Here is a 25591-nt window from a genome sequence, read left to right on the forward strand (position 1 = left end):
TAACTGGCCTTATTTTAATATCTTATAACTACTGTATTCTCAATTGTTCTTTTGTTTTTTTAAGTAATCCATCTTTGTGTAAAAGCACTGAAATAGACTTTAACTTCATGTATGGAATACTCATGTAAATATAACCATCATTTCCTACACGATCACTATTTGGTCCCCATGAATTTTTAACTTTATAGTAAATATTTCCTTTTTGATCTTTTACTTTTCCTACGATATGCATTAGGTGATCATCTTGGGTATTAAAGTTATAAAACTCTTGTAATCTGTAATCAGCAGTAATGTCTTTCTCTTTAATAATCTCTGTTAAGCCTTTTTCTGTATCAGCATTGTCATTTGGAATAAAAGCAATTCCATATTTACCAGAGAACGTTTTTTCTGAAACATCACAATCTAAAGAGAGCGTATAGCCATTATCCAAAGCATAATCAATATTAGCAATATACTCTTCTAGTGGAAGATTATACATACTACCATTAGAGAAATTATCTGGAATATTAAGAATAAACGAAGAATAATTCTTTTTATTTTGGAAAGAAGAAATTGTTACATAATCATCAGGATTAAGGGTAGTCATTTTCAAGAAACTCTCAGGAGTATATTTTTTGCCTTGATAAGTAAACTCTTTAATATTACTTCCCATATACGTATCTAGTACGTGTTCAGTTAGTTCTTTCCAATTACTAGAGATCGGAGCCTCACTCTTAGCAAAAGCATCTATTAGACTCTTTAATACTTTAAACAACTCTTTATGATCATAGGTTTCTTGTCCTACTAGTCCAGAATATGCTTCTACAGGAACTAATCCATAATCTCTCATACTGTTAATCACATCGTGAGCTAAACCACCTTCGCCAAATTGAGTCTTTCCTTGTCTAAGAATATAGTTTTCTATTTTTTTAGGGTATGTATTTCTGACGTTATACATCTCAGAAAGGTCAATATGCTTGTTGGTTTTTCTAATTATTTCAGATTCTAAGAATGAAGAAGTACTAAAGCTCCAGCAAGTTCCTGTTTTTCCTTGACTGGTAACAGGTGTACCTTGAATATCTACAATGTTTTGAAAATCATACTTTTGAGCGTATGCGCCTAGTCCAAGAAATAGGACAGATAGGGATAATAGTGTTTTTTTCATGGATTATAATGTTTTGGAATGGCAATATAATGCAAAAAATAGGTTATTTTTACCCTAAATTAAAAAACATTATGAGTAAGATTCAATGGGAAACAGCTATCGAGTTTGAGGATATTACATATAAAAAGTGTGATGGAGTAGCTCGTATTGCTTTTAATAGACCAGAGGTTCGCAATGCTTTTAGACCAAAAACAACTAGTGAACTATATCGTGCATTCTATGATGCACAAGAAGATACATCTATCGGAGTAGTATTATTATCTGCAGAAGGACCATCACCTAAAGATGGAGTTTATTCATTCTGTAGTGGAGGAGATCAAAAGGCTAGAGGACATCAAGGATATGTAGGAGATGATGGTATGCATCGTCTAAATATCTTAGAAGTACAACGTCTTATCAGATTTATGCCTAAGGTAGTAATTGCAGTAGTTCCAGGATGGGCTGTAGGAGGAGGGCATAGCTTACATGTAGTATGTGATATGACTCTAGCGAGTAAAGAACACGCTATCTTTAAACAAACAGATGCTGATGTAACAAGTTTTGATGGTGGATATGGTTCTGCATATTTAGCTAAAATGGTGGGTCAGAAAAAAGCAAGAGAGATCTTCTTCTTAGGTAGAAACTATTCTGCTCAAGAAGCTTTCGAAATGGGAATGGTAAATGCTGTTATTCCTCATGCAGAATTAGAAGATACTGCTTATGAATGGGCACAAGAGGTATTAGCTAAATCACCTACTTCCATCAAGATGCTTAAGTTCGCGATGAACTTAACAGACGATGGAATGGTAGGTCAACAGGTATTCGCAGGTGAGGCAACTCGTCTGGCTTATATGACCGATGAAGCTATAGAAGGAAGAAATGCATTCTTAGAAAAGAGAAAACCTAACTTCCCTAAAAAATGGATTCCATAGTAGTTTATATCTAATAAACTCTAGATATATAGAAGCCATCCAAAAATTGGATGGCTTTTTTATATAAGCTAAGGAGGGAAGTAAACTAAAATTTAATTATAGGTGAAGTCTTGATGGAATATTTTGGCATTTTTTGGCTAAAAAGTCCAAAAACTTCCACTTTTTTCCAAAAAAAGGCAATTTAAAAGATATAACTCATTGGTTTTTAGTGATGTAATATATTTCAATATCCTCTTTGCTTGGAAGGTATTCGGTAAAGTTAAGTGTTTCTTCGGAACAGAGGCCTTTTTTCCGCAGAACGTCCAAAGAGTGCCCAATGACTCTCCGAAGAAACTTTATTGATTTAATTATTTAATCAACGTCTATAAGTATCTAACTTAATTGTAATAAACCAATTTCTTTTTTATAAATAACCACGTTCTTATTTTAAAAAAAGAAGTGTTTATAAGCTAATTTTACTCCCTTACCTGATTCAAATCCTCTATACCAGTAATCCTATAAATTAGATTTAAGGCTTCTTATTTACTTAAATTATTACTTTACATAATATGTAATATACGCTGAAAATAAATAAGTTAAAGTTAAAAACAAATAGTCATAACTTATTGTTATAGGGTAAAATATAGTAATTTAAACGAAAATAAATAGGGTAGAATACTGTTTTAAAAAGTTTTTAAATAACTTCTGACTTTATACCCTTAATTCTTGAATAACTTTTTAACTTTACTACAAACCAGGAGACAGTAGAAAATGGCAAAATTAATAATAAGAAGAAAAAAAGCATTTGTAGAGCGATTTAGAAATTATACTATTTTCTTAGATGGAGAGAAAATAGGGTCTATAGCTAATGGAACAGAAATGACTTTTGATATTTCAGAAGGTAAACATATTCTTAGTACTAAAATAGATTGGAACACATCTAATGCTATTATTTTTGAAATAGCAGATGATCAAACTTTGACTTTCTCTGTAAAAGGAGCGAATCCAATTTATGCTTTATATTATACCTTCGCCAAACCACATAAATATCTTAAGCTAAAACTTATTGGCTAAGCAATAGGATAAATATTAGTAGATAGACTCGTATAAACGTTATCGTATCTCATAAATTCTATTTAATTTTGGCTTCTAATACCTTTCTAAATGCAATAAGCTTTTAGTATTACTTAAATATATAGATGATAAAAATTAAAGCATGGGTAGGTGCTGCAAGATTGCGTACTTTACCTCTTTCTGTTTCTGGAATAATCGTTGGTAGTGCGTGTGCATATCCTTATTTTTCTACAAATACTTCTTTTCTAAGTATCTTTTCCTTTGCAATATTGACTACTTTATTACTTCAGATTCTTTCAAATTTTGCAAATGATTATGGAGATGGAGTAAAAGGAACAGATAATGAAACTCGTATAGGTCCACAAAGAGCTTTACAGAGTGGTTTAATCACTCCTAAGGAAATGAAACAAGGAGTAATCATTACTTCATTGTTATCGCTTATTTCTGCTTTAGTTCTAATTTATATTTCCTTTGGTAAGGATAATTTTTTTACTTCTATCTTTTTCTTTGTTTTAGGAGTAGCTTGTGTTGCAGCAGCTATTAAATATACTGTAGGATCAGGAGCATACGGGTATAAAGGATTAGGAGATTTATTTGTGTTTATCTTCTTTGGTTTAGTGAGTGTGTTGGGATCTTTCTATCTATACGGTCAAGTATTTGATTATTGGGTAATCTTACCTGCTATAGCTGTAGGAAATCTAAGTATAGCTGTATTAAATATTAATAATATGCGAGATTTAGAATCTGACAAGTTAGTTGGTAAAAACACATTAGCTGTAAAGTTAGGTAGAGAGGGCGCTAAACAGTATCATTATTTTATTGTTCTGTTTGCTTTAGTAGCTTTCATCGTTTATGGAATACATGCTAATTTCTCAATAGTAAAATATTTTTTTATAATCGCTTATATTCCTTTATTAAAACACTTAAGTTTTGTAAAGAAAAATAGAGAACCTAGAGAATTAGATTCACAAATGAAAATAGTTGCATTAAGTACTTTTTTACTTTCTGTATTATTTTCAATAGCTTTAGTACTTTAAAAATTAGAATTATGGATATTACATATTATGGACATGCCTGCTTAGGTATTAAGATCGAAGACATTAATATTATAGTGGATCCTTTTATATCAGGAAACCCACTACCTGCTGCTAAAGCAATAGATGTAGATGCTATAAAAGTAGACTATATTCTTATCACTCACGCTCATGGAGATCATATAGCTGATGTAGAACGTATAGCTAAGAATAATCCAGAGGCAGTTATAGTATCTAATGCAGAAATAGCAGGACATTATGAAGCAAAAGGTTTTCAGGCTCACCCTATGAATCATGGAGGATCATGGATGTTTGATTTTGGAAAATTAAAATATACTCCAGCTATTCATTCTAGTTCTTTTCCTGATGGAAGTTATGGAGGACAACCTGGTGGATTCGTAATAGAAAGTAAAAATAAGAATATCTATATATCTGGTGATACATCACTTACTATGGATATGAAGTTAATACCTATGTTTACTAATCTAGACTTAGCTATTTTGCCTATAGGAAGTAACTTCACTATGGATATAGATGAGGCTGTTGTAGCTTCAGACTTTGTTAAATGTGATAAAGTCTTAGGATACCACTTTGATACATTTGGATATATAGAGATAAATCATGAAGAAGCTAAACGTAAGTTCTTTGAGAAAGGAAAAGATCTTATGCTTCTAAATATTGGAGAAAGCTTAACTTTATAGTTATGACTGCTAGATATAAAAAATATAATTTAATATTCAAAAAACCTTCTGGTACCTCTAGAGGAATTCTTACAGAGAAAGAAACTTGGTATCTTATATTAGAAGAAAATAATAAGATAGGAATAGGAGAGTGCGGTATACTGCGCTCTCTTAGTTTTGATGATAGACCTGATTATGAAGAAAAACTACAGTGGACAGTAGAGAATATTCATTTAGGTCAAGAAAAACTTTGGGAAGAACTAAGAGATTGGCCGTCTATACAGTTTGGTGTAGAACAAGCTTTTCTTTCTTTAGAAAGTGAGAATCCCTTTACCTTATTCCCCTCTAACTTTACTGACAATAAGGATGCTATAGCCATTAATGGTTTAGTATGGATGGGAGAGGAGGCCTTCATGAAAGAACAAATAGATGAAAAGCTAAAAGAAGGCTTTAATTGTGTTAAGTTAAAGATTGGTGCTATTGATTTTGATAAAGAGCTTGGTTTACTTAAATACATAAGAAAACATTTTTCTGCAGAACAAATAGAACTTAGAGTAGATGCTAATGGAGGCTTTCATCCTGAAGAGGCTATGTTTAAACTAGAGCTCTTGAGCTTATTAAATTTACATAGTATAGAACAACCTATAAAACAACATCAAGAAGCTAAAATGGAGGAATTATGTAAAATAACTCCACTTCCTATAGCTTTAGATGAAGAATTAATAGGTGTTACTAATTATAATGATAAGGCAACTCTTTTAGATAAAATTATGCCTCAATACATTATCTTAAAGCCAAGTCTAGTAGGAGGATTTAAAGGCAGCCTTGAATGGATAAAATTAGCTAAAGAAAGAAATATTGGTTGGTGGATAACTTCTGCATTAGAAAGTAATATTGGCCTTAATGCTATAGCACAGTGGACTTATACACTTAAGTCTAATATGCCGCAAGGATTAGGAACAGGAGCACTTTATACCAATAATATAAACGCTCCATTAGTAGTTAAAAATGGGGCATTATGGTATGATGATCAAATTCAATGGGATGATTCAATCTTAGTTAATTAAGAAATAAAAAATAGCAACAAATACATTTGTTGCTATTTTTTTGTTCATTTTTACGCTATTAAAAGCAATTATGATTTTCTATATTCATCAGGCGATACTCCTACATATTTCTTAAAAAATCTTGAGAAATAGGAGTTGTCCTTAAAGCTTAATTTATAAGCAATTTCGCCTGCTGATAGATTAGTATTAACTAGTAGTCTTTTACTTTCTAATAAAATACGACTTCTTATAATTTCGCCTGCAGACTGTCCTTTAATCTTTTGGCATATAGCATTTAAGTAATTTGGCGTTACATATAATAGTTTAGCATATTCTTTTGGAAACCTTAATTCATAGAAGTTTTTCTCAACTAAGTGTTCAAATTGTTTGATAAGATTAGTTGGCTGTAACTGTGTATATGAAAAATTGTATTCTTCGTTTACTTGCTTTTTTATGAGTAGTAGTAGTTCAAGTATATATATACGAATCAGATTAAGATCTGTAGTTTCTTTTATTTGAAATTCAAAAGTTATTTTGTCAAATATATTAACTATCGTAGAATACTGTTTAAATATATTAAGCTTAGTATATTCTGAATTATACTCAAAAAAAGGGAGTAATTGAATAAAGTCTTTATTTAAAAGAAAAGAAGAGAAAAAATCAGCAGTAAAGTTTATTATAAAACCTTGTGTGGTTTCATTAAAATCCCATCTATGAACTTGACCTGGAGCTAAAAAGAAAATATCTCCTTTAGTTACTGAATAGATACGATTATCTATATGATGAATCCCTGTACCATTAATTATAAGTAATATTTGATAAAAAGAATGTTGATGTACAACTGAAACAACATTATTACGCATTTGAATAATTCTATGCAAATCAAAAATGACGCAATCCTTTAAAACATTATTTTGATCCCATAAGTCACAACTGTTATATTTAGGTATCTTTTTCATATTAATTATAAAACTTAAAAATAATAAATATACTATAATATTTTGTACAAAATTAGTAAATTTTATTTAATATAGGAACTAGTTAATTCAGTTAGTGATTAGTAATATCTATATTAGATACTTTATGTGTATAATACATATTATGTAAAATAGATTATTTTAATGTTAATTCTACTTCCTATTCTAAGTTATTATAAAGTATATTTGTATCAACTATAAATTAAATCTAATGCTCTATCTTATACTTAGTATTTTAAGTAGTATTTCTGTTGGAGTTCTGTTTAAGCTTTTAAAAAAAGAAAAAACTAATATATTTCAGATTATTATCTTAAATTATATTACTACAGTACTTTTATCATTCTTAATTTTTAAACCTTCAGCTGTATCTATTACAGACTTTCCTTTATTTCTAATTATTGGTTTAGGTCTTTTATTACCTACTATATTTTTAGTTCAATATCTAAGTATTAAAAATACAGGAATTATAAAAACTGATATTGCCCAAAGAATGTCTTTGTTTATTCCAATATTAGCATCTGTCTTTATATTTAAAGAAAATATTTCTAATTTAAAATATACTGCTTTATTGATAGGTTTTGTCTCTATAGGTTTTATCTTAAAGAAAAACGATAATAATGAAATAAAGAACAAAAACAATTACTTATACTTACTTTTTGTTTTTATTGGTTTTGGAGTAATTGACGTATGTTTTAAGCAAGTAGCGCTACATAGTTCAATTCCCTACACTTCTACTCTATTTTACATATTTACTTGTTCTTTAATCCTTTCTTTAATTTCTTATAGCGCTTACTTAATTATTAAAAGAATTAATTTTAGAGTAAATAAAAGAACTTTACTATTTGGAGGTTTAGTAGGTTTGCTAAACTTTATGAATATATACTTCTACTTAAATGCACATAAAGCTTTTTCGGATAATCCGACTGTAGTCTTTGCTGGAATGAATTATGGAGTTATTCTTTTAGGTACGCTTATAGGATATTTTGCTTTTAAAGAAAAACTATCTAAGCTCAACATTATTGGTTTATCGTTAGCTGTTGTGTCAATAGCATTACTCATCTATAGTCAGCTTAATTAAAAAAGGAGGAAAACATAAACTGTTTTCCTCCTTTTTTAGTTTTATAACCACTCCATTAATGATATCCCTACTCCTATATTTGTTTGTTTCCAATTATAATCAATCATACTCTCACCATATCCATGATTTATAACAAGAAAAGCTTTTAAGTTATTCTTTATAGGATATGTCCAAGTGAACTCTGCATACCCTCTATGACTCTTATTAAATCTTAAATTATTTCTAAGTAATAAAGTAAATAACTGCCCCTTTTTAGTTTGATATCCTATAATTGTCTCCCCTCTACCAACATAATCTTCTATCCTTGGGTTATCGTCTGCCTTAGCTTCTTCTTGAAGTCTAAACCATGGTCTAACTAAGAAAGTCCAATTGTGATATTCCATTCCTAAATGCATCGTTATTCTATTCCAACTTCTAGAATACGGCAAACTCTTTCCATTAGATTGATGATTGAAGCCAATTCCTGCCATTGTAAATTTAAAATCATTAATAGAATAATCTAAAGGATAATTAAAGATCACTTCTGGCTCATAATTTAATTCTCTAAATGGTCTAGATTCTGATTCATTATACGCTTGCCAATTAGCAGTTTGCGTAAAGGCTAACCAGATATCTCCTTTTCCCCATAGTAATCCTGTTACAACCTTTGTTTTAAAACTAATCTGAAATCTAATTTCAGTTCTATTATAATCAATAGGTTCAGTAGCACTGTTAGCGTCATGTAGACTAGTAGGCATCTCATTAGGTCTACTAGACCAGCGTGCAGGAAGTAAGTATATTGGTTTATATGGAGTGATAGCAAAGGTTTTTCCTTTGCTATCTGGATTAAGATCCCATCTATCTTTTAAACTTTTAATACCACGATTACTATCAAATAACTTATCATCTAACTCTTGTGCAAACAAAAAACTAGTTAATAGCAATGCAGTTAATAAGTATCTATATTTCATCTAATTAATTTAAAACAATAGAGTTTGCTGACCGTCATCGTCTATTTCAATATTAGGAGCTTCTCCTAATATAATTTCTTCTTCCTCCTCCTCTTCTTCCTCTTCTTCTACATAAGGTAAAGATTCTAAGATATTAACTTGTTTTATCTTATCTATAGACACCTGATTACCTAAAGCTTTTATTCCTTTAATAGAGATAAACTGCTCTACATCAATAGTTAAGTTTTCTTTTTGAACTCCTTTTATCTTTGGGAATACAATTTCAAACAAAGGTCTAAAATCAGTAGATATAATTTCTAATCTTGAATTAGGATGTTCTGTAATAAACACTTCTTCTCTATTTTCGTTTTCAATAATAAAGCGTTTTAAATAGTAACGAGCTTTCTCTCCATCGAAGTACAATGCAGAAATAGGCTTATTCGCTTTCCATTTTTCAAGAACGATCATATCTTCATCAAAGTGAGTTGTTAATTCAGGAATAATAGTCTTAACTTTACCACTTTGACTTATAATCAATAAACGATCTTCTGGTTTAAACTCTCCTAATAATTCTCCTCTACCATCTACATTTAGTCGTTTAACAGTTTCATCAAACCATATTTTGCGAGGACGTAATGTAGAAATACCTTTCTCTTTTAATTCTATCTTTTTGATTGCGTATTTAGTAACTACATTACCTTTAGCAACTCTACCTTTTATCAGTAACTCAGCAAAGTCTAAATCAAACTTCAGTTTCTTTACATTACTCAACTGTCTTAATAAGATAGTTACTACTTCTGCCTCACCATTTGGATTTGCTGAGAAGTATAAGATTTGTGATCCTGGTTTACCCTGAGTTAGAGGATATATCTTATCACGAGTTACTCCTGTAACATTAAAACGTTTAATATATGAAGAACCTGATTTACCATCTCTATATATCAAATTATAGATAGTACGCTTATCATTCTTATCCCATACAGCAATATGAATAATATCCTTTCCGACGAATTTCTTTTCGTCTACTCTAGATACCATCATAGAACCATCGCGTAAGAAGACGATAACGTCATCTATATCAGAACAGTCACATACATACTCATCTTTTCTAAGTCCCGTACCAAAGAAACCTTCCTCTCTATTTACATAAAGCTTAGTATTTCTTAGAACTACCTTAGTTGCCTCAATGGTATCAAAGCTTCTTAATTCTGTAAGACGCTCTTTACCTTTACCATATTTCTCTTTAAGAGTAGTAAAGTATTTTATAGCGAAATCTATTAAGTGTTCTAAATTGTATTTTACAGCTTCTATTTCACTTTCAAGAGCTTCGATATTTTGATTTGCTTTATCAATATCAAAACGAGAAATACGCTTAATACGTATCTCTGTTAATCTAATAATATCTTCTTGAGTGATAGCACGCTTAAGGTTAACAACAAAAGGCTTTAATCCTTCATCAATAGCTGTTAATACTCCTTCCCAAGTTTCTTCTTCTTCTATCGCACGGTAAATACGATTCTCTATAAAGATTCTTTCAAGAGAAAGGAAGTGCCACTTCTCTTCTAATTCATTAAGCTCTATTTCTAACTCTCTTCTCAATAGCTCTACTGTCTGATGAGTAGAATTCTTAAGCATTTCTGATACTCCAGTAAATAAAGGTTTATTATTCTGGATAACACAACCTAATGGTGCTATAGATGTCTCACATGCTGTAAAAGCATATAATGCATCTATTGTTTTATCTGGAGAAGTTCCTGCAGGTAAGTGAATTAATATTTCAACTTGAGCCGCAGTATTATCTTCTATTTTCTTAATCTTAATTTTACCCTTCTCATTCGCTTTTAAGATACTATCTATTAAGCTGGTAGTAGTAGTAGAGAAAGGAATCTCTGTAATAATTAAAGTATTTTTATCTAGCGGTGCAATTTTAGCACGTACACGAACACGTCCTCCACGAGCCCCATCATTATAATTAGATACATCTGCAATTCCTTCTGTTGGGAAGTCTGGGTAAATAGTAAAAGGCTTTCCTTTTAAGATTTTAATAGATGCATCTATTAACTCATTAAAGTTATGTGGAAGTATCTTGGTAGATAGACCTACTGCAATACCTTCACCTCCTTGAGCCAATAATAAAGGGAATTTAACAGGTAGATTGATAGGTTCATTTTTTCTACCATCGTATGATGCCTGCCAGTTTGTTATTTTAGGAGAATATAATACCTCTAAAGCAAATTTACTTAGACGAGCCTCGATATAACGAGAAGCTGCTGCACCATCCCCAGTTAGGATATTACCCCAGTTCCCCTGCATATCAATAAGAAGATCCTTCTGTCCTATTTGAACCAAGGCATCACCAATACTTGCGTCACCATGAGGGTGATACTGCATAGTATGTCCTACAATATTAGCTACCTTGTTATAACGACCATCATCCAACTCTTTCATAGAGTGCATAATACGTCTCTGAACAGGTTTAAACCCATCCTCTATAGCAGGTACAGCACGCTCTAAGATAACATAAGAAGCATAGTCAAGGAACCAATCCTTGTACATACCTGTCACCTTAGTAATAGTCTCCGTTACTTCTTCTTGAACATCAGAAAAATCTTCTATTGAATGCTCATTATTTATATTGTTTAACTCTTGATCTAAATTCTCTTCTTGGCTCATAATATTATTCTACAACATCAAGTTCTACTTTAAGATTATCTATGATAAATTCTTGTCTATCTGGAGTATTCTTACCCATATAGAACTCTAACATTTTATCTATAGACATTGACTTATCTAACATTACAGGATCTAATCGTATATCTTCCCCTATAAAATACTGGAATTCATCAGGAGAAATCTCTCCTAACCCTTTGAATCGAGTGATCTCTGGTTTAGGTTTTAATTTCTCAATAGCGTTTATACGTTCTTCTTCACTATAACAGTAAATAGTTTCTTTCTTATTTCTCACCCTAAATAAAGGTGTCTGTAAGATGTATAAATGCCCTTCTTTAATTAATTCTGGGAAGAACTGTAAAAAGAATGTAATTAATAACAATCGAATATGCATCCCATCCACATCGGCATCAGTAGCAATAACGATATTGTTATATCTTAAGTTCTCAAAGTCATCTTCTATATCTAATGCTGCCTGTAGTAAGTTAAACTCTTCATTTTCATATACGATTTTCTTGGTCATTCCATAAGAGTTCAGAGGCTTCCCTCTTAAACTAAATACAGCCTGTGTATTAACATTTCTTGATTTGGTAATAGAACCAGAAGCAGAGTCTCCCTCTGTAATAAACAAAGTACTGTCTAAATACAACGGATTCTTTATATCTGTTAAGTGAACTCTACAGTCTCTTAGTTTTCTATTGTGTAAACTAGCTTTTTTAGCACGCTCTTTAGCTATCTTTCTAATTCCAGATAACTCTTTGCGCTCTTTTTCTGCTTGTAATATCTTCTTTAATAGCGCATCAGCGATATCAGGATTCTTGTGTAAATAGTTATCTAACTGTGTCTTCACAAAATCATTGACAAAAGTACGTACCGTAGGCAGATCTGGTCCCATATCAGTAGATCCTAATTTTGTCTTAGTTTGAGATTCAAATACAGGCTCTTCTACTTTTACAGCTACAGCTGCTACGATAGACTTTCTAATATCTGAAGCATCGAAGTTTTTATTATAGAACTCTTTAAGTGTTCTTACTAAAGCTTCTCTAAATGCAGCTAAGTGAGTTCCTCCTTGAGTAGTGTTCTGCCCGTTTACGAAAGAGTAATATTCCTCAGAATATTGACTTTTACTATGCGTTAATGCTACCTCGATATCATCACCTGATAAGTGAATGATCGGATACACTTGATCTTCTTCCGTAATATTCTCTAAAAGAAGATCCTTAAGCCCATTTTCAGAAAAGAACTTTTCTCCATTAAACATTACTGTTAATCCTTTATTAAGATAACAGTAATTCTTTAGCATACGCTCTATATACTCCTTACGGTATTTATAGTTTTTGAAGATTGCCTCATCAGCTACGAAAGAAACTTTAGTTCCTTTACGTCTAGTAGTTTCTACTAATTCTTCTTCTGTTACTAAATCTCCAGCAGAGAATTCAGCTCCTTTTAGTTGTCCATCACGTACAGACTCTACGCGGAAGTAGTTAGATAAAGCATTTACTGCTTTGGTACCCACTCCGTTTAGACCTACTGATTTCTTGAATGCCTTAGAATCGTATTTCCCCCCAGTGTTCATTTTAGACACTACGTCTACTACTTTACCTAAGGGAATACCACGTCCGTAATCACGTACAGTGACAAGCTTATCTTTGAGTGTAACCTCAATAGTCTTACCTGTCCCCATCACGAATTCATCTATACTGTTGTCTATAACCTCTTTAATTAGAATGTAGATACCATCATCAGGAGAAGAACCATCTCCTAATTTTCCGATATACATACCAGGACGCATACGAATATGTTCCTTCCAGTCTAACGAACGAATATTATCTTCGGTATATTGATTTTGATCTTGCATAAAAACGTAGGAATTTGCGCTAATTTACTACTAATTAGCTTAAAATAAAAATTGTGAAATAACAGTTTTTTAGGATTTAATCCTCTGATGACTTTTTGATAACATTCTTCTCTATCTCAATGGAATAAGGCCCTGGCACTATTTTTCTGCCATATAAGATAGCATAATTTTTTGTAAACTCAGCACCGAAATATAGGATCATCGCTGAATAGTATACCCATATCAACATAACTGTCACAGAACCAGCTGCTCCATAAAGTGATGATGAGGCCGTATTACCTAAATACCAACCAATTCCAAACTTCCCTATCATAAATAATACAGCTGTAAAACCTGCTCCTATAAAGGCATCTTTCCATCTCAACTTACCATTAGGTAAAGTCATGAAGATTAGAACAAATAGAATAGTTATGATTAAAAAGACCACCGCATTGTTAAGTAATTTTACTAAACTAAGTGTTTCTTCTCCAAAGAAATTCCCTAAATAACTATATAAAAGGCTCACAATTGAATTAATCATTAGACTAACTAATAAGACAAATCCTACTGAACCTATCATAGCGAAAGAAAGCAGCCTGTTTTTAACCAATCTAGCAATACTTTTATCAGGTTTAGCAGCTAGTCCCCAAATATAGTTTATAGAGCTCTGTATCTCTGCAAAAACCCCTGAAGCACTAAATAGTAAAATACCTACCCCAATAATAGTAGTGATATAGCCACTTTTTCTATTTAACTGGACATTGCTCATGGCATTCTGTATCTCAGTAGTTGTATTTGGCCCTACCATATCTTTTAGTTGATCGTAGAAGAAATTAGCTACTTCTTGTTCCTCAAAAATAAATCCACTTGCAGATATAATTAATAACATTAATGGAGGTAAAGCAAAAATGGTATAATAGGACAATGCTGCGCTAAACTTCATTGCATTGTCATCTAAGAAATCAAACACAGATTGCTTAAATAATAAGATTATTTTTTTTAAACCACTATTCTGCATAGTCAGACTATAATTAAAAGAATTAAGATACTAATATTTTTAAACTTAAAGATTATTTAACCCCTAAACCACTGATTTTAAAGTCAAATATAATAATAAGACAAATTGCCTAATTGCTACTGCAAAATTCTATAAAATTTTAACAATTCCTAATTTACTTTTACTAAAAATATTAGCAAAAAAAAGAGAAGCTAATTAGCTTCTCTTTTGTCTTTTCTATTTGATAGATTACACGTTAAAACGGAAGTGCATTACATCTCCATCTTTTACAATATATTCTTTTCCTTCTACTCTTAGTTTTCCAGCTTCTTTTACTTTAGCTTCAGAACCAAAAGTCACATAATCATCATATCCTATTACTTCTGCACGGATAAATCCTTTTTCGAAGTCACTGTGGATCACTCCAGCTGCTTTAGGAGCAGTATCTCCAACTTTAATAGTCCAAGCTCTTACTTCTTTTACTCCAGCTGTGAAGTACGTTTGTAAGTTTAATAATTTATAAGCTGAACGAATTAATTTAGATACACCTGGTTCGTCTAATCCTAAGTCTTCTAAGAACATTTGTCTTTCTTCAAAAGTTTCTAGTTCCATAATATCAGCCTCAGTTCCTACAGCTAATACGATTACTTCTGCATTTTCGTCTTTTACTAGCTCTTTTACTTTAACGACATAATCATTTCCTGATACAGCAGCTCCCTCATCTACGTTACATACGTATAATACAGGTTTTGTAGTGATTAATTGAAAGTCTTCTAATAACTCTTGCTCATCTGCATTTTTAGGTTCTACTACACGAGCAGATTTACCTTCTAATAACGTTACTCTAATTCTTTCTAATAAATCAGCTTCTACTTGAGCTTCTTTATTTCCAGTCTTAGCAGCTTTTTTTACTTTCTCTAATCTCTTTTCTACAGTTTCAAGATCTTTTAACTGTAATTCGATATCGATAGTTTCTTTATCTCTGATAGGATTTACATTCCCATCTACGTGAATGATATTATCATTGTCAAAACAACGTAAAACGTGAATAATAGCATTACACTCTCTAATATTTCCTAAGAATTGGTTTCCTAAACCTTCTCCTTTACTTGCTCCTTTTACTAACCCAGCAATATCTACAATCTCAACAGTAGCAGGTAATACACGCTCTGGTACTACTAACTCTTCTAATTTAGACAATCTTGGATCTGGTACATTCACAACCCCAATATTCGGTTCTATTGTACAAAATGGGAAGTTAGCACTCTGCGCCTTTGCATTAGATAAACAATTGAATAATGTTGATTTACCTACATTTGGCAATCCTACTATACCTGCTTTCATATTTTAAAATATATTGTGAATTTTTAATCGTTTGCAAATATATTGAAAATTATAGAAGTTCATAGTCTTTAAGGAAGTTTACATAAAATTAAAAGCCAAATACAGTATATCTAGAATAATAAAAATTATAAGAATAGAAAGCTTTAGATAATCATAAACAAAAATACCTTTTAGATCATATATTTTTTTATGTTTATTAAGCTAGATTGAAAAGTCAATATACTACAATAAAAAAGCCACTCGCTAGGAGTGGCTTTTCTATATTTAGATTATTTTGTTAATCTTCATCGTCAGCAATTTCTAAGTCTTTTAGTGCATCTAATGAATCTTCTGGAGCTTCTACGAAATCCTCTTCATCCTCATCGAAGTTTTCAATTCTATCTGCTAACTTAGTACTTACTTTTACCAGGTATATAGTATCCTCAGTTCTAACTTCCACTGCTTCTACAGTTTCGTTCTTTACGTTTTTAAAACGTATAATGTCTGCATCATCATACCCGTCAGGAAATTTTTCAACCAATAATGTCAAAATTTCGTTCGTTAACTTTGCGTAATCAACAATTACTCTTTTCATTCTTTGTTCTTGCTTTATTTCAGTTTCAAATGTAATAGCTAAATTGTAAACTACAAATAAAATATCACATTTATTTACTGTGAAAAATTAAAAATTAATTACCAAGAATATATGCAAAAATTAATGGCGCAACAATCGTAGCATCTGACTCAACAATGAACTTAGGTGTGTCGATATCTAATTTACCCCATGTAATTTTTTCGTTAGGAACTGCTCCTGAATATGATCCGTAAGATGTAGTAGAATCAGAGATTTGGCAGAAGTATGACCAGAAAGGTACATCTTCCCACTCTAAGTCTTGGTACATCATTGGAACCACACAGATAGGGAAATCTCCAGAGATACCTCCTCCTATTTGGAAGAATCCTACTCCATGTCCTCCTGAGTTAGCTCTATACCACTCTGTTAAGTAGATCATGTACTCGATACCTGTTTTTACAGTGTGTACATTTAATTTTCCTTTAATTACGTTTGAAGTAAAGATATTACCACAAGTTGAATCTTCCCATCCTGGACATACGATTGGAATATTCTTCTCTGCTGCAGCAACAATCCAAGAATCTTTAGGATCGATTTCGTAGTATTGTTCTAAGATACCAGAGTTAACGATTTGGTATAAGAATTCGTGTGGGAAATAACGTTTTCCTTCAGCTTCAGCTGCATGCCATACGTCTTCTAAGTGTTTTTGTAAACGACGGAATGCTTCCTCTTCTGGAATACAAGTGTCAGTTACACGGTTATAGTGGTTATCTAATAACTCTCTCTCTTGCTCTGGAGTCAAATCTCTATAATTTGGTACTCTTTTGTAGTGAGAGTGAGCAACCAAGTTCATCACGTCCTCTTCTAAGTTAGCTCCTGTACAAGAAATGATTTGTACTTTATCTTGACGAATCATCTCTGCTAAAGAAATTCCTAACTCAGCAGTACTCATCGCACCACCCATAGAGATTAACATTTTTCCTCCAGCGTCTAAGTGTGCTTCATATCCTTTTGCAGCATCCACTAACGCAGCAGCGTTAAAGTGTCTATAGTTATGCTCAATAAACTGACTAATTGGTCCTTTACTCATTTTATTTTTACTTTTTATATTAATAATTTCTTTTAATTCTTATTTGTTATATCCTAAGATATCTAATACTTGCTCTGCAGTCTGTTGTTCAGAGAATAACTCTGTAGCAATAATTCCATTCTCATCCTTATCTATTAAGATATGTTTTGGTTGTGGAATTAAGCAGTGGTGAATACCTCCAAATCCTCCAATCTGATCTTGATAAGCACCTGTATTAAAGAACCCAATATACAAAGGTTTTTCTTTATTAAACTTAGGCAAATAGATTGCGTTTAAGTTTTGCTCTGAGTTATAGTAATCATCACTATCACAAGTCAATCCTCCTAATAATATACGTTCATAAGTATCATTCCATCTATTGATAGGCAACATAATAAAACGTTTATTGATAGCCCAAGAGTCTGGTAGAGTAGTAATGAATGATGAATCGATCATATTCCATTTCTCTCTATCATTTTGTTGCTTTTGGTATAAGATTTCATAGATAGCCCCTCCACTCTCACCTACAGTATATGAACCAAATTCTGTAAAGATATTAGGTACATCCACTTCAGCTTCCTCACATACTATCTTGATTTGATTGATGATTTCGTCTACCATATATTGGTAATCAAATTCAAAAGCTAATGAATCTTTAATAGGGAACCCTCCTCCGATATTTAAACTATCTAATGTAGGACATTCTTTCTTTAAAGTGATATAAACTTTCAAACATTTTACTAATTCATTCCAGTAATACGCAGTATCTCTAATACCCGTATTAATGAAGAAGTGAAGCATCTTAAGCTCTACATTAGGATTCTCAGCGATTTGCTTTCTGTAGAAAGGCAAGATACTCTTGTATCCTATTCCTAAACGTGAAGTATAGAATTCAAACTTTGGAGATTCTTCAGAAGCAATACGAATACCGATTTTAAACTTCTTGTTTATTTGTTCTTGTAATAGATCAAGCTCCTCATAGTTATCAATAATAGGAATAGTATTCTCGTGTTTATTATTGATTAGATTTGCGATATTATCAATGTATTGTGCACGTTTAAATCCGTTACATAATACAAATGTATCTTTGTTGATCTTACCAGTCTCTAATAAATTCTCTACAATGTTTACGTCAAAAGCAGAAGATGTCTCTACATGGATATCATTCTTGAATGCCTCATTAAGTACATAAGAGAAGTGAGAACTTTTAGTACAGTAGCAGTAGTAATAATTTGCCTTGTACTTATTCTTTTCCATAGCTTTTCTAAAGATAGTCTTTACATTGCTAATGTTCTCAGAGATTTTAGGTAAGTAAGTGAATTTTAATGGTGTTCCGTATTTTTCAACTAACCCCATTAAATCAATATTGTGAAATTGAAGATTATCTTTGTTTAATTTGAATTCTTCTTGAGGAAAATAAAAAGTTTGGTTGATTAAGTCAACATATTTTGTGTTCATGTCTTTTTCTTTTAATAATGGTTAAAAAAATTCTTTCTCAATTAACTTGATTGTATTGCAACTAAATTAGTCAATTATTATCGTACTAGATAGTTATGTCTTCATAAAAACAATCAAAATTTAACTACATTGATTTTCAAACTCTAATATTGGCAAATACTATTGGCAACTTATCTCTGAATCTAAACGAATTAAGAGCCTCCTTAGAATACTTGATAATGCCATATACATAATTGGCCTTTTGTCTGATGACAAAACGCCTTACTTTGTGCCTTGCAGATACACAGAATCTAATATATAAAACATCTATTTTCACGACCGCAAATGTAACAAAATATTGGAATGAAAAAGGAAAAACTAATTGTTTTTGAACCTTAATTCAAATAAGCCTCTAACCCCTTTATTACTAACTCTTTGCTCACTTCTATATCATAGATAGCAGAGCCTGTTTTATCTAATAATACACAACGTATATTACCACCGTAGTTCTTTTTATCAAACTTTAACCACTCTAACGAGTTTTCGATGTCTTCATTTGACAGCTCTACAACACCATATATAGTATGTATTGTTTCTTTTATATCTAAATATTCTTCCTGAGTTAAATATCCTAATTCTTTGGAAATATAAGCCTCCGCTACCATACCTAATGCAACAGCTTCTCCATGTAGCAAAGTTTCTTTAGACTCATTCATTAGATAGTAACTCTCTACGGCATGACCTACCGTATGTCCAAAATTTAAAATCTTGCGAAGACCATGTTCTTTTGGATCCTGTGTTACCACAGTATTCTTAATGGTTACTGAATGATGAATAAGCGTTTCTAAATCATTAAAATCAACATTCGCGATATCCTTAAGATACGCATAATATTTGGCATCAAATATCAAGCCGTGTTTTAACATTTCAGCATATCCAGCCTTAATTTGTCTTGCCTCTAAAGTTTCTAAGTAATTTACATCGATGATTAGCATCTTAGGCATAGCGAATGCACCTATACAGTTCTTGATACCATTTAGATCCACTCCCGTCTTTCCTCCCACAGAAGCATCTACCATGGCTAATAATGAAGTAGGAATATTGATAAAGTCTATTCCACGCATAAATATAGAAGCGATAAAACCTCCCATATCTGTAATCACCCCACCTCCCACAGTGATAATGATACTCTTGCGATCTCCTCCTAGTTCTAACATAGTCTGAATCACACCAGCGCAAGTGTCTAATACTTTATTCTCCTCACCTGCTTCTACTTCTATAATTTCAAAAGGTACATCTGTAGGCAAGTTACTTAAGAAATAAGGCAAACAGTGTTCATAACAATTAGAATCCGTCAAGATAAAAAGCTTACTATAGCCATTGTTATTTAAATATGAACCTAAATGTTCGTATGCTTCTTGTCCGAATAAAATATCGTAATGCTCTGTTGTTATGTTTTCCATTTTATATTATTTATGCTATACAAAATAAAGTATAAATATTTGAAATATGCGTGCTAAAAACCTTTTTTAACGAATTACTATTAATCAAATTTTAAAACATCTATTTTAAGAAAAAAACTTCCTTCAAATTATATATAATACAATAAAAAAAAGGGGCTTGTTAATCAATGGTTAACAAGCCCTTTTCTTAAAGAGATGTTTCTATAATATCTCTTACATTCTCAATAAACTCATTAGTATAAACACCTAAAGGATCTAAGTCTGGATCCAGTATCGCGATCTCCAATCCTACACATCTCTTATCTTTAACTAAAGGTATAAGTATTTCTTTTAACTCCTTATAATTCAACCCATCTTCTTGTCTGCAATCTACCGCAGGCATTATCTTATCATTTAGAACATCCACATCTAAATGAATAAAATATCCCTCTAAATCATACTCTTCGACGCGCATCAAAAAATCTGACACAACTCTCTTTATACCATAATTTCTTAATTTAGACAAAGGATAATAAACAACCTTAGACTCTTTTATAGGCCTCTCATATTCTTCATTATACTCTCTATTCCCTACACAAAACACGTATTCTTCTTCAATATAAGGCTTGTTGTTTTGAATATTAGTAAGACGTTCATGACCAGCACCACATACTATAGCCAAATCCATACCTGCTGCTCCATGGACCCCTAATTGTCCTGGTAATACATAATCTGTATGCCCATCTAGAAAGAACAGCCCATAACGCCCTTTTCTCTTTAAGGCAAGCGCACTACCGATAAGAATACTACAATCTCCACCTAATACAATCAAAAAAGAGTTTTTACTCAATTCTTCTTCCACAATATCTGCTTGCTTTGTAGCATACTCTATGATTTCATCAGCATTTCTAACCTGTGTATTTTCATCAAGGTTCATAGAATACGCTGGTGCTTCTATACGATATATCTTATCTGGATTTATAATACTATATAATCTGTATTTCTCTAGCCAAGTAGGCAAAAACCTAACACCTGGTTCTTTAGCATAAGTACTCTGTGCAAGCCCTAAATTAGTAGGACATTCTATTATTACCTTTCTCTTCACTTTTAATCAAAATTATTTTGAGGATAAACTATAAATATAATACTAATTCTACCTCCTACCCCCTCTTTTCTCCTATCTATTTTTTTACTACCTTTGCCTACAGTAAAGGCTTTGACTCAATGGTTATTATTGAGAATATTCTTCTATTCAAAGTCTGGTGCATCTCACCAAAAAGGAAGCACAAATCACAGCTTTCAAAATCAAAAATTAAAAATTTCAACAAGTCTTTTAACGCTGTAAATTCACTTCGAACCGAGTATTCATGCGGTCTCCGTTGTATTTTGTTCGGAAGGTGTTCGAAAAACATCCTCTTTTTCCGAACAACGCTAAAGCAACCTCCCTCAAACCCTTGATATCACTAGCTTTATCGCATGCTTGAAATTCTTAAAAACGCCTGGATGTTAACATTTTTAACAGCTGTGATTTATCTTGTTTTTAGAATTTATAGTAGTTGTATTTTTCTCATTGTGAGATAATCATAAACAATATAGCTAATTACTTATACCTTCTTCCTTCTAAGTATTCTAGCTCTTATCTCTCGCTTCCTTCCTAGGACTTTACATAAATTTAATATGAGATAATCTCCTAACATGATATTTATCACTTAATTACTCAGAATATTTGAAGAATTTCCCTCCCTTATAAAATATAACAAACAAACCAAAATGAAATTAAAACCAATACATTCATTTCACATTCCCGTGATGGGATTGGCCTATACGATTGATAGTCCAGTGAGAGTGGCTCAGTATGGTTTCTCCTCTACTATCTCTGTGATGGATGATGAATTAATAGAACGTATGAACAAGTTCTATTGTGAGAAATTCGAACTGCCTTATCAAGAGATAACGAAGAAGATAGAGGACTTTAGAGCTAAGCGTATTACAGCTTATCTAAATACATTAGATACTATCGTAAAAGGGAAATTCGAAAACCTAAAAGCATCTTTCTTAGAAAGCAAAAAAGAGGTTGAGGATTATATCGATATGCTACCATCTGTATCAGAGATCAGAAAGAATCTACAGCAACACTTAGATGACAAGCTATCTATAGACCATCTGAAGGGAGTTCTAGAACACTATCTTACCCCTGGAGATATAGATGTCAATATCATGACTAAGGTGGATAGAGAAAACTTTACTAAAAAAGAAGCCTTACCTGTAGAATACAATGATGCACATGCTGCCCTAAGAGGCTTTGTGAACAGTACTTTAAATTCATCTGTAGTCTTATCTGCGGGTATGAATCCAAGATTGTTTAGCTATTTTGAGGAGTTTGACGCTTTTTACCCAACTGCTGATTGTACTTTAAAGAAAAAGATCATCTTAAAAGTAAGTGATTTTAGATCTGCCTTAATACAGGGGAATTTTCTAGCTAAAAAAGGATTATGGGTATCTGAGTATCGTATAGAGTCAGGACTTAACTGTGGTGGGCATGCCTTCGCTACAGATGGTTATCTAATGGGGGTAATATTAGAAGAGTTTAAAGCTAGAAAAGCAGAGTTAATAAGTTCTACCCATGACTTACTAGTAAAAGCTCTAGAACAGAAGAATAGATTTGTTCCTTCTACTCCTCTTGATTTAAAGGTTACAGCTCAGGGTGGCGTAGGTACAGCCGCCGAACATCAGTTCTTGCTAGAGCATTACGAGGTAGACTCTGTAGGCTGGGGCTCACCATTCTTATTAGTACCAGAAGCTACTTCTGTAGATCAGTCCACTAGAGAATTATTAGCTAAGGCAAAAGAAGAAGATCTATACTTGAGTAATATCTCTCCTTTAGGTGTGCCATTTAATAGTATTAAAGGAACTTCTAACGACTTCTTTAAGTCAGAGAGAATCAATAAGAACAAAGCAGGTAGCTCTTGTCCTAGAAAGTATCTAGCCTTGAATAAGAATTATTCGAATGAAGGACTGTGTACTGCTTCTAGAAAGTATCAAACTATCGAAATAGAAAAGCTAGAGCAAGAGAAAAATAGTATCAGTCAAGAAGAATACAATAAGAAGTATCAACAGATAACAGAAAAAGCATGTCTATGTATAGGATTAGCCAATGCGTCTTATATGGAGCTTAATTTACCTATCAAAGGAGAAGCACAAGGTGTAGCGATCTGTCCTGGGCCTAATATTGCTTACTTTACAAAAGAAGTGTCTCTTAAGAAAATGGTCAATCATATCTATGGACGAGACAATGTTATCGATACGAAGGAACGCCCTCATTTCTTCATTAAAGAATTAAGAATGTACTTAGATCATTATAGACAAGAAAAGTTAGCTTTAGAATTAGAACAATCAGCTCCAAAACTGAAAAAGCTAATGAAGACAAAAGAGAACTTACTAGAAGGAATCTCTTACTATAGGAATCTCTTTAATGAAGACAATACTTACTTTATACAAGAACGAGAAAGTATACTTAAAGATTTACTTCAAGTAGAAATAGAGCTCTTAAACTAAATAAGAAAAAATCCAGCTGTCAACAGACAAGCTGGATTTTCTTTTTGCCTTTATTTATACTTGTAAAAATTATTACTACTCAGAAATCAAAAAAGCACTCAATCAAAAAATGATTAAGTGCTTCAAAATAGACAAACGAAATGTATCTTTTGTGTCAATTTTGTCTAAGGTCTTTATAACCTGTGGGGACTTTTGGAAACTTACTCTTTTCGTCAATACATAAAGGAGTAAGTGCATAAGGATAGTTTTTTAGTAATAAAGACAATTCAAAAATAGTATCTTTTACTAGAAATTTAACTATCCTTTTTAATAGTTATAGAGCTAAAGTACTACTATTTCTTAAATATATCCGTATAAAAAAACGACACTTAGCACAAAACAACATATTGGCTATCAGTAAAATAAACTACACCCCTAGTTAAAGCTATACTTTTTTAACATTTACCTACACAGATTTAAGAAAGTACTGCACTGATATTTTAGTTAATTTTACATCTTGATCAGCAGAGAGGTTCTCTAAAAAATAGGCCTAATTAAATATTTATTACCACTCTATATTAACAATTAAAATAGAGCATTATAAACCTTATATGATTTCATTACCATTATTTAATCAATTTCCTTTTTTTGCAACAGATACACCTAAATATATTATTATCGGGCTATACTATGGGGTATCATTTCTCTCTCTAGTTATACTCCTTGCACTATATATTATATTTAAATACAAGAAACTTAGTTTTAGTTTTCTCTTACAATTAAGTATATTCTCTAGTTTCTTAGTCAAGGATATTATTTACTTCTATATGCCTGATCACCATGATACTATAGGTTATTTATTAGCTTGGAATATCGGTACATCACTAGTGCTATTAATACTTCTGCCCTACCCTTTTTTAAGATTTAAACACAAACAACAATTCTATAAAACGGGGATAGTCGTACTCTTTGCTTTGGTAGCGATAGAGTTATTATCTAATTTATTTATCGTGCCTAGTCATGGCAATAGTTTTATTCACCCTATTACTACTATATTGACCATCCTAGCATTGTACTTATTCTTCATTCTGAACCATACGTATAATTATAAAAACTATATCTCTTTCGTAATTATTTGTATTACAGCCAGTACCATTATTCTAGCCCCTTCTATTAATGATACACTTTATGAGTTATTCATCGTATGGCCTACACTGCGCTTAATGGGTATTCCTATTCTTATTTGTTCTAGTTGTATAACACTATTAGAAGTAAAGAAAATACACGAGCGAAACTCTATTTATAAAAGGTATTTATATCAATATATGTATATGGTAAAAGACTACCATAAACAACTAGAATATGAAAAGAGCCAAAATGCTGATAAAACAAGTAAAGTAGAACAAGAAAAAACAACGATACAAGATCAGCCTTTATATCAACTAAAGAATAAGTACAACCTTACTGATCGAGAGTTGGAAGTGCTAAGTCTACTGTGGGAAGGCGCTACGAATAAAGAGATAGCTGATGAGTTATTTATCTCAATTAATACTTGTAAATATCATATCAGTAAAATTTATTTTAAACTAAACATTAATTCTAGAGCACAGATTTATGCTTTTAAGGATAAACTAGAATAACGGTTCTACTCTTATGTAGTTGCCCCTTAAAAACAACTTAATTAAATATAAATCAATATATTACACTTATTTTTATGTGTTTTTTGTTTAAAAATATTACAAGTTTTAGTATATTTAGTATATAAACCTTGCAAATTTATTACAATGTTAGCACACAATAAAAACCCTAATCAAGTGAGTTTTTTATCAACTTTTGAAGAGATCTTAGATCGAAAA

The 25591-nt window shown here is 31.7% G+C and carries 19 protein-coding genes and 1 pseudogene; 8 read left to right on the forward strand and 12 right to left on the reverse strand.

The features are described 5' to 3' along the window. Positions 1-28 precede the first annotated feature (28 nt). A complete protein-coding gene (locus HX049_RS13980) occupies positions 29-1144 on the reverse strand; it encodes a C1 family peptidase (RefSeq protein ID WP_286416585.1) in 1116 nt (371 codons plus the stop codon). Between the two features lie 71 nt (positions 1145-1215). Between HX049_RS13980 and HX049_RS13985 the strand changes: the two genes are divergently transcribed. The 5 genes from HX049_RS13985 (at position 1216) to HX049_RS14005 (ending at position 5889) form a co-directional block, all read left to right on the forward strand. Beyond that, positions 1216-2055 (forward strand): 1,4-dihydroxy-2-naphthoyl-CoA synthase, encoded by an 840-nt coding sequence (locus HX049_RS13985; protein WP_006258825.1) that lies wholly within the window; start codon positions 1216-1218, stop codon positions 2053-2055. Between the two features lie 750 nt (positions 2056-2805). Further along, positions 2806-3108 carry a hypothetical protein gene (locus tag HX049_RS13990; protein WP_286416587.1) on the forward strand — a complete coding sequence of 101 codons (303 nt, stop codon included), beginning with the start codon at positions 2806-2808 and terminating at the stop codon, positions 3106-3108. 125 nt (positions 3109-3233) lie between these two features. Further along, positions 3234-4145, forward strand: coding sequence for a 1,4-dihydroxy-2-naphthoate octaprenyltransferase (menA, locus tag HX049_RS13995; protein WP_286416589.1), 912 nt, complete (start codon positions 3234-3236; stop codon positions 4143-4145). Between the two features lie 11 nt (positions 4146-4156). Beyond that, the gene (locus tag HX049_RS14000; RefSeq protein WP_286416590.1) at positions 4157-4843 is read left to right on the forward strand and encodes a metal-dependent hydrolase; all 687 of its coding nucleotides are present in this window, start codon (positions 4157-4159) and stop codon (positions 4841-4843) included. Positions 4844-4845: 2 nt separating this feature from the next. Next, positions 4846-5889: an o-succinylbenzoate synthase gene (locus HX049_RS14005; protein ID WP_286416592.1), complete on the forward strand. Its 1044-nt coding sequence runs from the start codon at positions 4846-4848 to the stop codon at positions 5887-5889. Positions 5890-5957: 68 nt separating this feature from the next. Here HX049_RS14005 and HX049_RS14010 read toward each other — a convergent pair whose 3' ends face one another. After that, entirely contained in the window at positions 5958-6827 is an 870-nt protein-coding gene (locus HX049_RS14010; protein WP_286416593.1) for a helix-turn-helix domain-containing protein, read from the reverse strand. Between the two features lie 229 nt (positions 6828-7056). Between HX049_RS14010 and HX049_RS14015 the strand changes: the two genes are divergently transcribed. Further along, on the forward strand, positions 7057-7923 hold the full coding sequence (locus HX049_RS14015) for an EamA/RhaT family transporter (protein WP_286416595.1): 867 nt from the start codon (positions 7057-7059) through the stop codon (positions 7921-7923). Positions 7924-7964: 41 nt separating this feature from the next. Here HX049_RS14015 and HX049_RS14020 read toward each other — a convergent pair whose 3' ends face one another. The 10 genes and pseudogenes from HX049_RS14020 to HX049_RS14065 form a co-directional block, all read right to left on the reverse strand. Continuing rightward, on the reverse strand, positions 7965-8873 hold the full coding sequence (locus HX049_RS14020) for a phospholipase A (protein ID WP_286416597.1): 909 nt from the start codon (positions 8871-8873) through the stop codon (positions 7965-7967). A 9-nt stretch (positions 8874-8882) separates the two neighbouring features. Further along, positions 8883-11525, reverse strand: a complete 2643-nt coding sequence (locus HX049_RS14025; protein ID WP_286416599.1) for a DNA gyrase/topoisomerase IV subunit A — start codon at positions 11523-11525, stop codon at positions 8883-8885. Between the two features lie 4 nt (positions 11526-11529). Continuing rightward, complete coding sequence (locus tag HX049_RS14030; RefSeq protein WP_006265332.1) at positions 11530-13380, reverse strand: DNA topoisomerase IV subunit B; 1851 nt, start codon at positions 13378-13380, stop codon at positions 11530-11532. A gap of 76 nt (positions 13381-13456) precedes the next feature. Continuing rightward, on the reverse strand, positions 13457-14377 hold the full coding sequence (locus tag HX049_RS14035; RefSeq protein ID WP_286416600.1) for a YihY/virulence factor BrkB family protein: 921 nt from the start codon (positions 14375-14377) through the stop codon (positions 13457-13459). A gap of 228 nt (positions 14378-14605) precedes the next feature. Continuing rightward, complete coding sequence (gene ychF / locus HX049_RS14040) at positions 14606-15700, reverse strand: redox-regulated ATPase YchF (RefSeq protein WP_286416602.1); 1095 nt, start codon at positions 15698-15700, stop codon at positions 14606-14608. 280 nt (positions 15701-15980) lie between these two features. Then, positions 15981-16274, reverse strand: a pseudogene (locus HX049_RS14045) (hypothetical protein); the annotation flags it as partial. Between the two features lie 94 nt (positions 16275-16368). Continuing rightward, positions 16369-17343 carry a deoxyhypusine synthase family protein gene (locus HX049_RS14050; protein ID WP_286416605.1) on the reverse strand — a complete coding sequence of 325 codons (975 nt, stop codon included), beginning with the start codon at positions 17341-17343 and terminating at the stop codon, positions 16369-16371. Between the two features lie 39 nt (positions 17344-17382). Then, positions 17383-18780: a decarboxylase gene (locus tag HX049_RS14055; RefSeq protein WP_006261249.1), complete on the reverse strand. Its 1398-nt coding sequence runs from the start codon at positions 18778-18780 to the stop codon at positions 17383-17385. Between the two features lie 374 nt (positions 18781-19154). Continuing rightward, entirely contained in the window at positions 19155-20222 is a 1068-nt protein-coding gene (aroB, locus tag HX049_RS14060) for a 3-dehydroquinate synthase (RefSeq protein ID WP_286416607.1), read from the reverse strand. A 187-nt stretch (positions 20223-20409) separates the two neighbouring features. Continuing rightward, positions 20410-21306, reverse strand: a complete 897-nt coding sequence (locus HX049_RS14065) for an arginase family protein (RefSeq protein ID WP_286416608.1) — start codon at positions 21304-21306, stop codon at positions 20410-20412. A gap of 665 nt (positions 21307-21971) precedes the next feature. Here HX049_RS14065 and HX049_RS14070 point away from each other — a divergent pair. Next, complete coding sequence (locus tag HX049_RS14070) at positions 21972-23756, forward strand: hypothetical protein (RefSeq protein ID WP_286416609.1); 1785 nt, start codon at positions 21972-21974, stop codon at positions 23754-23756. Positions 23757-24346: 590 nt separating this feature from the next. Next, on the forward strand, positions 24347-25375 hold the full coding sequence (locus tag HX049_RS14075) for a LuxR C-terminal-related transcriptional regulator (protein ID WP_286416610.1): 1029 nt from the start codon (positions 24347-24349) through the stop codon (positions 25373-25375). Positions 25376-25591 lie beyond the last annotated feature (216 nt).

Source organism: Myroides odoratimimus (genome assembly GCF_030326305.1).
Classification (GTDB): domain Bacteria; phylum Bacteroidota; class Bacteroidia; order Flavobacteriales; family Flavobacteriaceae; genus Flavobacterium; species Flavobacterium odoratimimum_A.